Annotated in this window: 11 protein-coding genes; 9 read left to right on the forward strand and 2 right to left on the reverse strand. The window is 71.6% G+C overall.

Annotated elements, in window-relative coordinates; all coding sequences use genetic code 11:
* Nucleotides 1–36: 36 nt before the first annotated feature.
* Entirely contained in the window at nt 37–876 is an 840-nt protein-coding gene (locus ABD793_RS01075) for an aldo/keto reductase (RefSeq protein ID WP_344854316.1), read from the forward strand.
* A 64-nt stretch (nt 877–940) separates the two neighbouring features.
* Nucleotides 941–1,411 carry a hypothetical protein gene (locus tag ABD793_RS01080; RefSeq protein WP_344854317.1) on the forward strand — a complete coding sequence of 157 codons (471 nt, stop codon included), beginning with the start codon at nt 941–943 and terminating at the stop codon, nt 1,409–1,411.
* Nucleotides 1,412–1,547: 136 nt separating this feature from the next.
* Here the strand turns inward: ABD793_RS01080 and ABD793_RS01085 are convergent, their stop codons facing one another.
* The gene (locus ABD793_RS01085; protein ID WP_344854318.1) at nt 1,548–1,880 is read right to left on the reverse strand and encodes a plasmid stabilization protein; all 333 of its coding nucleotides are present in this window, start codon (nt 1,878–1,880) and stop codon (nt 1,548–1,550) included.
* 105 nt (nt 1,881–1,985) lie between these two features.
* Here ABD793_RS01085 and ABD793_RS01090 point away from each other — a divergent pair, with 105 nt between their 5' ends.
* The 7 genes from ABD793_RS01090 to ABD793_RS01120 all read left to right on the forward strand — a co-directional run bounded on the left by ABD793_RS01090 (nt 1,986) and on the right by ABD793_RS01120 (nt 11,936).
* Nucleotides 1,986–2,999 (forward strand): glycosyltransferase family 4 protein, encoded by a 1,014-nt coding sequence (locus ABD793_RS01090; protein WP_344854319.1) that lies wholly within the window; start codon nt 1,986–1,988, stop codon nt 2,997–2,999.
* Between the two features lie 330 nt (nt 3,000–3,329).
* Nucleotides 3,330–4,847, forward strand: coding sequence for a carboxylesterase/lipase family protein (locus ABD793_RS01095; protein WP_344854320.1), 1,518 nt, complete (start codon nt 3,330–3,332; stop codon nt 4,845–4,847).
* A gap of 80 nt (nt 4,848–4,927) precedes the next feature.
* Nucleotides 4,928–5,551: a maleylpyruvate isomerase N-terminal domain-containing protein gene (locus ABD793_RS01100; protein ID WP_344854321.1), complete on the forward strand. Its 624-nt coding sequence runs from the start codon at nt 4,928–4,930 to the stop codon at nt 5,549–5,551.
* A gap of 169 nt (nt 5,552–5,720) precedes the next feature.
* On the forward strand, nt 5,721–9,320 hold the full coding sequence (gene metH, locus ABD793_RS01105) for a methionine synthase (RefSeq protein WP_344854322.1): 3,600 nt from the start codon (nt 5,721–5,723) through the stop codon (nt 9,318–9,320).
* A gap of 171 nt (nt 9,321–9,491) precedes the next feature.
* The gene (locus tag ABD793_RS01110) at nt 9,492–11,096 is read left to right on the forward strand and encodes an FMN-binding glutamate synthase family protein (protein ID WP_344854323.1); all 1,605 of its coding nucleotides are present in this window, start codon (nt 9,492–9,494) and stop codon (nt 11,094–11,096) included.
* Nucleotides 11,097–11,138: 42 nt separating this feature from the next.
* Entirely contained in the window at nt 11,139–11,510 is a 372-nt protein-coding gene (locus tag ABD793_RS01115) for an STAS domain-containing protein (protein ID WP_344854324.1), read from the forward strand.
* 3 nt (nt 11,511–11,513) lie between these two features.
* Nucleotides 11,514–11,936 carry an ATP-binding protein gene (locus ABD793_RS01120; RefSeq protein WP_344854325.1) on the forward strand — a complete coding sequence of 141 codons (423 nt, stop codon included), beginning with the start codon at nt 11,514–11,516 and terminating at the stop codon, nt 11,934–11,936.
* 27 nt (nt 11,937–11,963) lie between these two features.
* Here the strand turns inward: ABD793_RS01120 and ABD793_RS01125 are convergent, their stop codons facing one another.
* On the reverse strand, nt 11,964–13,598 hold the full coding sequence (locus ABD793_RS01125; RefSeq protein ID WP_344854326.1) for an AMP-binding protein: 1,635 nt from the start codon (nt 13,596–13,598) through the stop codon (nt 11,964–11,966).
* Nucleotides 13,599–13,633 lie beyond the last annotated feature (35 nt).

Raw genomic sequence — 13,633 nt, forward strand, 5'->3', positions numbered from 1 at the left:
GTTTCGGCGTTGATCCGCTCGGGTAATTCCGTGGATATGACTTCTCAGACGTCTCATGTCCCGCAGATCGAGCTCAACAACGGGGTGCGCATTCCGCAGTTCGGCTTCGGGGTCTTCACCATCCCGGCGGCGGACACCGCGGCGGCGGTGCGCACCGCAGTGGAAGCGGGCTACCGGCATTTCGACACGGCGCAGGCGTACGAGAACGAGGAAGGCGTCGGTGAAGGGATCCGGCAGTCCGGGGTGCCCCGCGAAGAAATCTTCGTCACCACGAAGCTGGCCAACGACGCGCACGGGCACGACAACGCGATCACCGCACTGGAGGGCAGCCTCCAGCGGCTCGAGCTGGATTACGTCGACCTGTACCTGATCCACTGGCCGCTGCCCAACCAGGACAAGTACGTGCTGACCTGGCAGGGATTCGAGGAGCTGCTGCGGGCCGGCAAGACCCGCGCGATCGGGGTGTCGAACTTCGAGGTCGAGCAGCTGGAACGGCTTGCCGGCGAATCGTCGGTGGTGCCTGCGGTGAACCAGATCGAACTGCATCCCGCACTGCAGCAGGCGGAACTGCGCGCCTACCACCAGTCGCGGGGAATCGCGACGGAGGCGTGGAGCCCGCTGGGGCAGGGCGAGCTGCTGGCCGATCCGCTGCTGAGCGAGCTGGCAGGCAAATACGGTAAGACCGCGGCACAGATCGTGCTGCGCTGGCACCTGCAGATCGGGAACATCGTGTTCCCGAAGTCGGTCACGCCGGAGCGGGTCCGCGAGAACATCGCGGTGTTCGACTTCGAGCTCGCGGACGCCGACCTGGCCGCGATCGGCGGGCTGGAGGCAGGCAGGCACTTCGGCCCCGATCCGGCCACCTTCCGCGGCTGACCTGGTTTCCGCCGGGCCCGCACGGGTATCCGGCAGGCAGGGACAAGCCTGGAAGGAGCGTCGGATGACGACCGAAGCCTACCTCGCGTTTCTCGCGGTGGGGATCGCGCTGGTCCTGATCGATGGGCAGATCATCTACCGAAGCGGGCGCGGCTACCTGGAAAACTCCTACGGCGACGCGGCAGCCGGTGCCTCCATGACGAGGCTGGTCACCGTGCTGTTCCACCTGGTGACACTGGGCCTGCTGGCGCTGCTGTCCACCATCCCGCTCGGTGACGGCGACCTGCCCGGAGTGGTCGGCAGGCTCGGCGTGCTGCTGCTGGTGCTGGCCCTCGTGCACGCGATCACGCTGGCGCTGCTCGGCCGGATGCGCGGCGAACAGGTGGGCGAGGCGGCGGTGGCGAACCGCCGGATCTCCGCGCGGGAAGCCGACCGGATGCCCACGACCACCGTCACTCCGGTACCCGGCCAGGACGGCCGGAATCCGGACGTGAGCCCGTCCTTGGAGAATCGCGCGCCGTATTCGGCGTCCTGAGCGGGATTTCGCAGCCGGGCTGCGCGCAGGGAAACCGCACCGCACATCTCGTGACAGAAACCCGGCGGACCACCGGAATCCGGTGGTCCGCCGGGTTTTGTGTGATTGGTCTTCAGCGGTGTTTTCGCAATCCGGCTCAGCGGCCCAGTGCTTTCTCGAGTTCCTTCTTGGTCATCGCCGAGCGGCCGTGCACGTTGCGCTGTTTCGCTTCGTTGTACAGCTGTTCCTTCGTCGGGCCGCCAGGCCCCAGCCGGTTCCCGGAGCGTTTGCCGCCGCGGTGCTGGGGCGAGACGTCCTGGGTGGAGGTGCGGCTCGCCTGCCGGGATTCCCCGGAGCGGGCGCGGTTCTTGTTGACCGTGCGGGCGGCGATCTCCTCCGCGCGGCCCTCGTTCGCGCCCTGTTCCCGTTCGGCGCCCTTGATGTGCTCGTACTGGCGTTCCCGTTTCGAAGACCAGCTTCGCTGGGGCATGACAAGCTCCTTTCTGCCGCCGTCCGGTTACCCGGTCGGCACCGCGGTGAACCGGACGGCGTCCTGCTGCGTGTCGATGGTGTGCGAGGAAATCCGGAACCGCCGGTGTTCGTGGTGCCAGTGGCCGATCGGGCCGCGCCCAGCGGGGGCGACACCTACGACCACCGCATGGCGCAGCACCTGCCGGCGCGTCCGGTCTCCGTGGCTGGGGACTGGCCGGAGCCGGACCCGGCGGCCCGCGCCCGGCTCGGCCGCGTGCTCGCTGCTGTCCCGGCCGGGTCCGTGGTGCTGCTCGACGGCCTGGTCGCCTGCGGGGTGCCGGACGTACTGGCGCCGCACGCACGCAGGCTGCGGCTTGTGGTGCTCGTGCACCTGCCGCTGGCCGACGAAACCGGGCTCGCCCCGCGGCAGGCCGCCGTCCTGGACAAGCGCGAGCGCGAAACGCTGCGGCTCGCCGACCGGATCGTCGTCACGAGCCCGGCGGCCGCCGACGACCTGCGTGCACGCCACGATCTTGCCGCCGGTTCGGTCTACGTCGTGCCGCCGGGGGTGGATTCGGCGCGGCCGGCCGCGGGCACCGATGGGGTGTCGCGGCTGCTGTGCGTCGCTGCGGTGATTCCCCGCAAGGGACAGGACGTCCTGCTGTCCGCACTGTCTGAAGTGGACGGTTTGACGGTGGATCTCGTCGGTTCGCTCACCCGTGCCCCGGCGTATGTCGAGCGGCTGCGCGGGACGGCCGGGCCCGGGAACCGGATCCGGTTCACCGGACCGCGGACCGGCCCCGGGCTCGATGCGGCCTACGAACGGGCCGATCTGCTCGTGCTGCCCTCGCGCGCGGAGACCTACGGCATGGTCGTGACCGAAGCGCTCGCCCGCGGGATCCCCGTGCTGGCTTCGGACGTGGGCGGCGTGGCGGGTGCGCTCGGCCACGCGCCCGGCGGAGAGGTGCCCGGCCTGCTCGTGCCGCCCGGCGACGTGGCGGAGCTGGCCGGCGCGCTCCGGCGCTGGACGAAGCAACCCGGCCTCCGGAACCGGCTGCGCACCGCGGCCCGCACCCGAGCCGGCACGCTGGAGGGATGGCCCGCCGCAGCCGCCCGGCTCGGCCGCGCACTGCCGTGACCGGAGGAGAACCGAGCCGATCCGCGGAAGCCGGAGGCGGCCGGCTGGTACCCCGTGGGCGTCGGACGTGACCCGGTGCCGGTGGGGGTGGATGTGGCCGGTGCGTCGGGGCGTGATCGGTGCCGGTGGGGGTGGGCGTGACCCGCGTTCGGGCTTCGGGGTGGCGGCTCGGGGGCACAGCTGCCTGTTCACCCGGGCGTGCGATCGGGTACCGCAGGTGCGGGTGTCTTCCGGGGTGCGCTGGGGTCGTTCGGCCAGGTGGTGGGCGGGGTGCCCGGTGGTGGTGGTCCGGCACCACCCAGAGTGTGCCTGCCCGGTATCGTCCGGCCGGTGGTGGAGGCGGTCTTCGGTGCGGCGCGGCGGTGCTGGCCCGGTGTGCTGGTGCTCGCGCTGACGCTGGTGACCTCGGCGTGCGTGGCCTCGGATGCGGCGGTCGGCCGGGCCGGGGACGTCGTGCGCACGGCGTCGGGTCTCGTGCGCGGCACGTCCACCCCGGATCACCGGCTGTTCCAAGGCATTCCGTACGCCGCCGCGCCGGTCGGCGAGCGGCGCTGGCAGCCGCCGGCGGCTGCCGGATCGTGGCCGGGGGAGCGGGACGCGACGAAACCGGGGCCGCGCTGTCCCCAGGCGCCCGCCGGTGGCGCGGCGACGAGCGAGGACTGCCTGACCCTCAACGTCTGGACCCCGACGGCAGGGGCCACCGGCCGTCCGGTGCTGGTGTGGCTGCACGGCGGCGCGTTCGTCAACGGCGGCGGCGACCGCTACGGAGCCGAGCGGCTGGTGTCCCGCGGCGACGAGATCGTGGTCACCCTCAACTACCGGCTCGGCACGCTGGGATTCCTCGCCGATCCGGCACTCGGCGCGCAGCCGGGCAACTACGGATTCCTCGACCAGCAGCAGGCATTGCGCTGGGTGCGGGACAACATCGCGGCCTTCGGCGGGGACCCGGCGGCGGTGACGATCGCAGGTGAGTCCGCGGGTGGCATGTCGGTGTGCGACCACCTGGTGGCACCCGGCTCACGCGGGCTGTTCCGCGCTGCCATCATCCAAAGTGGACCTTGCCAGGCGCAGGCGAGCATGGTCGCGGCGGAAGAGACCAGTGTGCGTTACGCGGCCGCGCTCGGCTGCCGGGACCGGGCCACCGCAGCCGCCTGTCTGCGGGCGCTGCCCGCGGCGAAACTCCTCGACTCGCCCGCCTACGTGTCCGTCGCCGGCATCGAAATGCCCGGTCCGGTCACCGGCGGGTCGGTGATCCCGGTGTCGCCGCCGGACGGGGCCCGCGGCGGATCCGCGGTGCCGGTGCCGGTACTGCTGGGCACCACGCACGACGAGTTCACCTACTTCCTCGCCCAGCAAACCGCCTCCGGGAAGGCGGTCACCCGGCACAGTTATCCCGCGGCACTCGCCAAGGTCTTCCCGGACGCCGCCGCGGTCGCCGCGACGTACCCGGTGGACGCGTTCAGCGGGAACGCTTCGCTGGCCTACGCCGCGGCGGTCACCGACTGGGGGTTCGCCTGCCCCGCCGCCCGGATGGCGGGCTCGTTGCCGTCGGTGTCCACTTACGAGTTCGCCGATCCCACCTCGCCGGCCGCGAAGGCGGTCTCCGCGCCGTTCCCGCTCGGTGCACCGCACACTGCCGAATTGCCGTACCTGTTCGACTTCGACGGCAAGCCGCCCGCGTTCACCCCGGCCCAGCAACGGCTGGCGGACCGGATGGTGGACGACTGGACCGCGTTCGTGCGCGGCCGGGCCGGCGGGACCGCGGTGTCCTACCGCCAGGAGGGCGCCCGTCCGCTCACCGGTTTCACCCACCATCACCAGTGCGGGTTCTGGGCTGCCCGATCGTGACGGCCGCCGAGCGCCCGCGCCCCTCGGCCCCGGGCCGGTGGCTGCGGGTCCTTCCGCGGGTGGTCTGCCACAGTGACGCCATGACGGTGACCGCAGCCGACCTGGACGAGGCGATCGGATTCGCGGCGGCGACGCTCGGGCCGCTCGGGGACGGTGACTGGACGCGTCCGGCAGGCGAGCTGGACTGGGACTGCCGGGCGACCGCCGAACACCTCGGTGACGTTCTGTTGTCGTACGCGAGCCAGGTGGTCAGCGGTCCGGCCGACCACTACGTGCGGTTCCTCGCCACTGCCGATGCCGGGGCGTCGCCCGCGGATCTGCTCGAGTTCGTGGTCGCCGCCGGACGGCTGCTCGCATCGGCCGTGCGCACCGCCGGGCCGCAGGCGCGGGCTTACCATCCGAGCGGGTCGGCCGATCCGGCCGGCTTCGCGGCCATGGGCTGTGCCGAACTCCTGATGCACGCCGAAGACATCGCACGGGGTCAGCGCGGTCAGGAGACGGTGCTCGACGCGCCGGGCGAGGTCTGCGCCCGGGTCGTCGCACGGTTGTTCCCGGAGCAGGAACCGGCGCTGCGCGGTGCAGCCACTGCCTGGGACGCGCTGCGCTGGTGCACCGGCCGGATCGCGTTGCCGGGCCGTCCCCGGCGCGGGGAATGGGCCTGGCATGGAGAGCCGCTCGAGGACAGCTCGAGAACGCGTCCGTAACGCCGTTATCCGTCCCGCGGAGTGAACACGCCTGCCCACCGGACGGTCACATCCGGTAGCCTCGGTGGCCAGGTCGAGAGGCGCTGCAACGGACCCGGCGGTCCGCCACGCTCGGCCGGTCGCAGCACGATCCGAAGGGCGCCTCCGTGACTTCAGCTGCGGAGGTGGCATGACCGAGAATCTGCGGGCCCTGCTCGACCAGCGTGTCGTCGTGCTCGACGGTGCATGGGGCACGATGCTGCAGGGTGCAGGCCTCACCCCCGAGGACTACCGCGCAGGCTGGCTCGAGGGCCACCCCCAGGACGTCACCGGCGACCCCGACCTGCTCAACCTCACCCGCCCGGACGTGGTGCTCGACGTGCACCGGCAGTACCTGGCCGCGGGTGCGGACATCACCACCACCAACACGTTCACCGCCACCTCCATCGGCCAGGCCGACTACGGCCTCCAGGACCATGTGCGCGAGATGAACCTGCGCGCGGCCGAGCTGGCGCGCCGGGCCGCGGACGAGTTCGGCGGCCGGTTCGTGGCGGGCTCGATCGGCCCGCTGAACGTCACCCTCTCGCTGTCCCCCCGGGTCGAGGACCCGGCCTACCGAGCGGTCACCTACGAGCAGGTGAAGGCGGCCTACGCGGAGCAGATCCAGGCGCTCGCCGACGGCGGTGTGGACGTGCTGATGATCGAGACGATCTTCGACACGCTCAACTGCAAGGCAGCGATCACCGCGGCGCGCGAGGTCGCGCCACACCTGCCGCTGTGGATTTCGGTGACCATCGTGGACCTGTCCGGGCGCACGCTGTCCGGGCAGACCGTGGAAGCGTTCTGGAGTTCCATCGCGCACGCCGAACCGCTGATCGTGGGCGTGAACTGCTCACTCGGCGCGGCCGAGATGCGCCCGCACGTGGCGGAGCTGTCCCGGCTGGCGGGCACCTACACCGCCTGCTACCCGAACGCGGGCCTGCCCAACGCATTCGGCGGCTACGACCAGACGCCCGAGGAGACCGGCGGCATGCTCGGCGAGTTCGCCGGCGCCGGGATGGTCAACATCGTCGGCGGCTGTTGCGGCACCACGCCCGAGCACATCGCGAAGATCGCCGAGGCGGTCGAGGGACTCGCCCCGCGGACGGTGCCCACGCGCGAGCCCGCCAGCCGGTTCTCCGGGCTGGAGCCGTTCGTCCTCGGCCCGGACACCGGTTTCGTGATGATCGGCGAGCGCACCAACGTGACCGGATCGGCGAAGTTCCGCAAGCTGATCGAGGCCGACGACCACCAGGCGGCCGTCGACGTCGCACTGGAGCAGGTCCGCGGCGGCGCCAACCTGCTCGACGTGAACTTCGACGCCGATCTGCTCGAGTCCGAACAGGCGATGACCACCTTCCTCAACCTGATCGCGACCGAACCCGAGGTCGCGCGCATCCCGGTGATGGTGGACAGCTCGCGCTGGAGCGTGCTCGAGGCCGGGCTGCGCTGTGTGCAGGGCAAGGGCGTGGTCAACTCGATCAGCCTCAAGGAGGGCGAGGGCCCGTTCCTCGAGCAGGCCCGGCGCATCCGCGACTACGGTGCGGGCGTGGTGGTGATGGCCTTCGACGAGCTGGGCCAGGCCGACACCGCCGAGCGCAAGGTGGAGATCTGCGCCCGCGCCTACGATCTGCTCACCCGCCAGGCGGGTTTTCCCGGCGAGGACATCATCTTCGACCCCAACGTGCTCGCCGTCGGCACCGGCATCAGCGAGCACAACGGCTACGCCAAGGCGTTCCTCGAGGCGCTGCCGCTGATCAAGCAGCGCTGTCCCGGCGCGCACACCTCCGGCGGCATCTCGAACCTGTCGTTCTCCTTCCGCGGCAACAACGTCGTGCGCGAAGCCATGCACTCGGCGTTCCTGTTCCATGCGGTGCGCGCGGGACTGGACATGGGCATCGTCAACGCAGGCCAGCTCGCGGTGTACGAGGACATCCCGGCCGATCTGCTCGAGCTGGTCGAGGACGTGCTCTTCGACCGCCGGGCGGACGCGACCGACCGGCTGGTCGAGTTCGCCGAGACGGTGAAGGGCAGCGGGACCAAGCGCGTGGTCGACCTGTCCTGGCGCGAGGCGCCGGTCGCCGAACGGCTTTCGCACGCACTGGTGCACGGCATCGTCGACTTCATCGAGGACGACACCGAGCAGGCGCGGCAGTCGTTCGCGCGGCCGCTGGAGGTGATCGAGGGCCCGCTGATGGACGGTATGAAGATCGTCGGCGACCTGTTCGGCTCCGGGAAGATGTTCCTCCCGCAGGTGGTCAAGAGCGCGCGCGTGATGAAGCGCTCGGTCGCCTACCTGGAGCCGTACATGGAGGCGGAGAAGGAGAAGATGCGCCTGGAAGGCCGCATCGACACCGCCCGCGGCCAGGGCAAGGTCGTGCTCGCCACGGTCAAGGGCGACGTGCACGACATCGGGAAGAACATCGTCGGCGTCGTGCTCGGCTGCAACAACTACGAGGTGATCGACCTCGGCGTGATGGTGCCCGCGGCGAAGATCCTCGACACCGCGGTGGCCGAGCACGCGGACGTGGTCGGGCTGTCCGGGCTCATCACGCCGTCGCTGGACGAAATGGTCTCGGTGGCCACCGAAATGCAGCGGCGCGGGCTCAAACTGCCGCTGCTCATCGGCGGGGCGACCACGTCGAAGCAGCACACCGCGGTGAAGATCGCGCCGGAGTACGACCACACCACGGTGCACGTGCTCGACGCTTCGCGAGTCGTCGGTGTGGTCTCCAAGCTGCTCGACACCGACCGGTCCGACCTGCTGGACGCGGAGAACCGCGCCGAGCAGCAGCGGTTGCGCGAGCAGCACGAAAACCGGCACGCGACGCCGTTGCTGACCGTGGCGCAGGCGCGGGCGAACGCGGAGCAGGTGTCGTTCGGGGAACTGCCGGTGCCGGAGTTCACCGGGGTGCGGGTGCTGGAGCCTTCGATCGCACAGCTGCGCGAGATGGTCGACTGGCAGTTCCTTTTCCTGGCCTGGGAACTCAAGGGCAAGTACCCGGCGATCCTCGACCAGCCGGTGGCCCGCGAGCTGTTCGACGACGCGAACCAGCTGCTCGACGAGATCATCGCGAACGACTCGTTCCACGCCCGCGGTGGTTACGGGTACTGGCCTGCGCACGCCGAGGGGGACGACATCCTGCTCGAAGGCGAGTACGCGGATTTCTCGTTCCCGATGCTGCGCCAGCAGACGAAGAAGCCGGAAGGCCGGGCCAACCGCAGCCTCGCCGACTACATCGCGCCCGAGGGCGACCACCTCGGCGGGTTCGCGGTCGCCATCCACGGCGCGGAGGACCTGGCCGCCCACTACGAGGCGGAGAACGACGACTACCGCGCGATCATGGTGAAGGCGCTGGCCGACCGGCTGGCCGAGGCGTTCGCCGAGTACATCCACCTGGAAGCGCGCCGGCGCTGGTTCGAGCCGGACGTCGAGCCGGTGCTGGCGGACCTGCACGCCGAACGCTTCCGCGGTATCCGCCCCGCACTCGGCTACCCGGCGAGCCCGGACCACAGCGAGAAGAAGGACCTGTTCACCCTGCTCGACGCGGACACGCTCGGCATCGGTCTCACCGAGTCCTACGCGATGACCCCGGCCGCGGCGGTGAGCGGCCTGATCTTCGCGCACCCGGCGGCGCGCTACTTCACCGTCGGGCGGCTCGGCCGCGACCAGGTCGAGGACTACGCCCGCCGGCGCGGCCTCGACCTGGCCGAGGTGGAGCGCTGGCTGCGGCCGAACCTCGCATACTGACCCGACCCGACCCGACCCGCCGCCCGACCCGACCCGACCGCCCGACCCGACCGACCGCCCGACCCGACCCGCCGCCCGACCCGGTCCGCCGCCCGAGCCGAGCCGTTCTCGCCTGACCTGCCCCGCGGCCTGGACCTGCGTGGTCCGGGCGCGGCGGTTAGTTTCGACGCCGTGGTGAGAATCAATGCGGTCCGGTTCGGCGTGGTCGCGGTGTTCGTGCTTCTCGCGGCGGGGGCGGTGGTGCTCGCGGCCGTGCTGTCGCCGTGGTGGTGGTTGCTCGCCGGGCCGGTGCTCGCGCTCGCCGTGACCGGGGTCCACGACCTCGGCCAGCGGCGGCATTCGGTGCTGCGCAACTACCCGGTGCTCGGGCACCTGCGGTTCCTGCTGGAGAGCCTGCGGCCGGAGCTGCAGCAGTACTTCGTGGAGCGCAACTTCGACGGCCGTCCCTACGACCGCGACGTGCGTACGCTGGTCTACCAGCGGGCGAAGGGCACCGCAGCGGAAGAGCCCTTCGGCACCGAACGGGACGTGAACGTCGTCGGGTACGAGTTCTTCGTGCCCTCGCTCAGCCCGGTGCCGGAGCCGCAAACGCCGCCACGGGTGCGGCTCGGCGGCCCCGGCTGCACCCGGCCGTACGACATGGCGCTGCTGAACGTGTCCGCAATGAGTTTCGGCGCGCTGTCGGCGAATGCGATCCTCGCGCTGAACCGGGGTGCGGCGCGCGGCGGATTCGCGCACGACACCGGGGAAGGCGGGCTTTCCGGCTACCACCTGCGTGGCGGCGGGGACCTGGTCTGGGAGATCGGCACCGGGTACTTCGGCTGCCGGACGCCGGACGGCGGCTTCGACCCGGACGAGTTCGCCCGCCAGGCAGCGCACGAGGCGGTGAAGGCGGTTTCGCTGAAACTGTCGCAGGGCGCCAAACCCGGGATCGGCGGGGTGCTGCCGGGCGGCAAGGTCAACGCCGAGATCGCGCGGGTGCGGGAGGTACCGATCGGCGAGACGGTGATTTCCCCGCCGTACCACCGGGTTTTCCGCACCCCTCGCGAGCTGGTCCGGTTCGTGGCGCGGATGCGGGAGCTGGCGGATGGCAAGCCCACCGGGTTCAAACTGTGCGTCGGCTCGCGGCAGCAGGTGCTCGCGGTGTGCAAGGCGATGCTGGACGAGGACGTCACGCCGGATTTCATCGTGGTCGACGGCGCGGAGGGCGGGACCGGGGCCGCGCCGCTGGAGTTCGCCGACCACCTCGGCACGCCGCTCACCGAAGGGCTGCACGTCGTGCACAACGCACTCGTCGGCACCGGGCTGCGGGACCGGATCCGGATCGGTGCGAGCGGAAAGGTGGCCACCGGTGCGGATCTGGTGAAGCGGCTCGTGCAGGGCGCGGATTACACGAACGCGGCGCGCGCGATGATGTTCGCCCTCGGCTGCATCCAGGCCCAGCGCTGCCACACCAACAAGTGCCCGGTCGGTGTCGCCACCCAGGACGCACGCCGGGCGCGGGCGCTCGACGTCGGCGACAAGACCGAGCGGGTGTGGCGGTACCAGCAGGCGACGGTGGCCAGCGCGCTCCGGATCATGGCCGCGATGGGTGTGGACGATCCGGCTCGGCTCACCCCGGCGATGCTGCGCCGTCGGCTGGACGCGCGGACCGTGCTGTCCTACGCGCAGTGGTGCGAATGGCTCGAACCCGGTCAGTTGCTGGCGGAACCGCCGCCGGACTGGGCGCCCGACTGGGCCGCGGCGGACCCGGACCGGTTCGGCCTGCCGGCGTGAAATCTGGCGGTGCACTGCAGGAGTGGGGCACCATCGGGTCTTGTGACGGGTACCGGTGAAGAGACGGGCGACCTCGCGGTCACCGTGCGGTGGCGTGGACGGGCCGCGGTGGTGACCGTGGGCGGGGAACTCGACCTGGTCACCGCGCCGGAGCTGGACGAGGTGGTCGGCGGGGTGCTCGACGGGCGGCCCGGCGTGCTCGTCGTGGACCTGCGCGAGGTCGGCTTCCTCAGCTCGCCCGGCCTGCAGGTGCTGGCGGGCGCGCACCGGCGGATGGACGCGGGCGCGCTGCGCGTGGTGAGCACGTCGGCGGTCACGTCGCGGCCGTTCACCACGACCGGCCTCGACGAGTGGATCGGCTTGTTCCCTTCGGTCGAAGGGGCACTGGCCGGAGTCGCCGGAACGGACGGCTGAGCGGTGCCGGCCGATCCCGGCGCCGAACGGCTGCGCTGCCACGGCGTGCCCGCCGAACCGGCTGCGCTGCGCACGCTGCGGCACCGTCTGCTGGCCTGGGCGCTGGACGCGGGCGTCCCCGGCGACCGCGCACACGACATCGTGCTCGCCGGCTACGAGGCACTGGCGAACGTCGCCGATCACGCCTACCGGGACGGCGAACCCGGCCGGGTCGACCTGGACGCCGCACTGCGGGAGAACCGGGTCGAGGTGGTGATCACCGACCACGGCCACTGGCGTCCCCGGGAGGACGAGGAGGCCACGATCCCGGTCCGCGGCCGGGGTCTTCTGCTGCTGCGCGCGAGCGCCGACCACACGGACGTGCGCACCGGCGCGGACGGCACCGTGGTCACGCTGCGCTGGGACCTGGAGCCGGTCCGGGGCTGAGTGCCCCGGGCGGGCCGGGGGTGATGGTCAGGCCGGGGCGGGGCCGGCCGGCTCCGGTTCGCCTGCCGCGCGCCGGCGCAGCAGGTAGCGCTGCACCTTTCCGCTCGGATTGCGGGGCAGGTCGGTGACGAACTCCACCCGCCGCGGGTATTTGTACGGCGCGGCAAGGGATTTCGCGAAATCCTGGAGTTCGGTCACGGTGGCGGGACCGGTTTCGGCGCCCTCGGCGAGCACCACGTACGCGGCCACCACCGAGCCGCGCGCCTCGTCCGGTGCGGCGACCACGGCGCAGTCCAGCACGGCCGGGTGGCGCAGCAGTACCTCTTCCACCTCCGGCCCGGAGATGTTGTACCCGGACGACACGATCATGTCGTCACTGCGTGCGCGGTAGTGGAAATAGCCCTCGGTGTCGCGCACGTAGGTGTCGCCGGTGAGGTTCCAGCCGTCCTCGACGAACACCGTCTGCCGGTCGTCGGCGAGGTACCGGCAACCGGTGGGGCCCTGTACGGCGAGCCTGCCTGCGGTGCCGTCCGGGACCGGCTTGCCCTCGGCGTCGACGATCCGCGCGTGGTAACCGGGGACGACCCGGCCGGTGGCGCCGGGGCGGACGTCCTCGTCGGCGGCGGAGATGAACACGTGCAGCATCTCGGTGCTGCCGATGCCGTCGATGAGCCAGTGGCCGGTGGCATCGTGGAAGTCGGTGGCCACCGAAGCGGGCAGCGCCTCCCCGGCCGAGACGGCGCGGCGCAGTCCGGCCAGCAGCGGCCGCCGGTCCGAGGTGAGGATCGCCCGGTACGCGGTGGGTGCGGTGAACAGCACGCTCACCCCGTGCTCGGCCACCAGATCGGCGAGTTCCGCCGGAGTGGCGCGTTCGACGAGCAACGTCGCCGCTCCGGCGTGCAGCGGGAACACCAGCAGCCCGCCGAGCCCGAAGGTGAACGCCAGCGGGGGAGTACCGCAGAACAGGTCCTCCGGCTCGGGTTTCACCAGGTGCCGCGAGAAGGTGTCGGCGACGGCGAGCAGATCGCGGTGGAAGTGCATGGTCGCCTTGGGCGCTCCGGTGGTGCCGGAGGTGAACGCGAGGATCGCGACGTCGTCGGCCGCGGTGTCCACGTCTTCGAAGACCGCCGGCCGGGCCCGGCAGCGCGCGGCGAGGTCGTCCGGCCCGTCGCCGCCGTAGGTGACGATCGGGAGGTCGAAGGCACGCAGTTCGGCGGGGTACCGGTGGTCGGACAGCGCCAGCGTCGGTGCGCAGGCTTCGACGATCTTGGCCAGTTCGTGCGCGCGCAGCATCGGCATGGTGGTGACCGCGACCGCACCGGCCTTGAGCACGCCCAGCCAGCACGCCGCCAGCCACGGCGTGTTCGGCCCGCGCAGCAGCACCCGGTTGCCGGGCACCACGCCGAGCGCGGTCAGCTCACCGGCCACCTGGTTCGCGCGGGCGAGCAGCTCGCCGTAGGTCCAGGAAGTGCCGGGCGACAGCACCGCACGCCGCTGCGCGCCCCACCGTGTGACGGCACCGTCGATCAGCCGGGTGGCCGCGTTGAGCCGGTCCGGATACTGCAGCTCGGGCAGCTCGAACCGCAGGCCGGGCCACTGCCCGAAGGGCGGCAGGTGGTCCCGGCAGAAGGTGTCCACATGCGCACTCGGCTGCAACCGCACGATTGACCTCATTCCTGGCGACGCCCGTCCTGAGA

This window comes from Amycolatopsis ultiminotia, assembly GCF_039536925.1.
Lineage (GTDB): Bacteria > Actinomycetota > Actinomycetes > Mycobacteriales > Pseudonocardiaceae > Amycolatopsis > Amycolatopsis ultiminotia.

What these genes read in the sequence shown, in the direction of transcription:
- metH (WP_344854322.1), top strand. Translation starts at nt 5,721, where the DNA reads ATGACCGAGAATCTGCGGGCCCTGCTCGACCAGCGTGTCGTCGTGCTC.
- ABD793_RS01080 (WP_344854317.1), top strand. Translation starts at nt 941, where the DNA reads ATGACGACCGAAGCCTACCTCGCGTTTCTCGCGGTGGGGATCGCGCTG.
- ABD793_RS01085 (WP_344854318.1), bottom strand. Translation starts at nt 1,880, where the DNA reads ATGCCCCAGCGAAGCTGGTCTTCGAAACGGGAACGCCAGTACGAGCAC.
- ABD793_RS01100 (WP_344854321.1), top strand. Translation starts at nt 4,928, where the DNA reads ATGACGGTGACCGCAGCCGACCTGGACGAGGCGATCGGATTCGCGGCG.
- ABD793_RS01075 (WP_344854316.1), top strand. Translation starts at nt 37, where the DNA reads ATGACTTCTCAGACGTCTCATGTCCCGCAGATCGAGCTCAACAACGGG.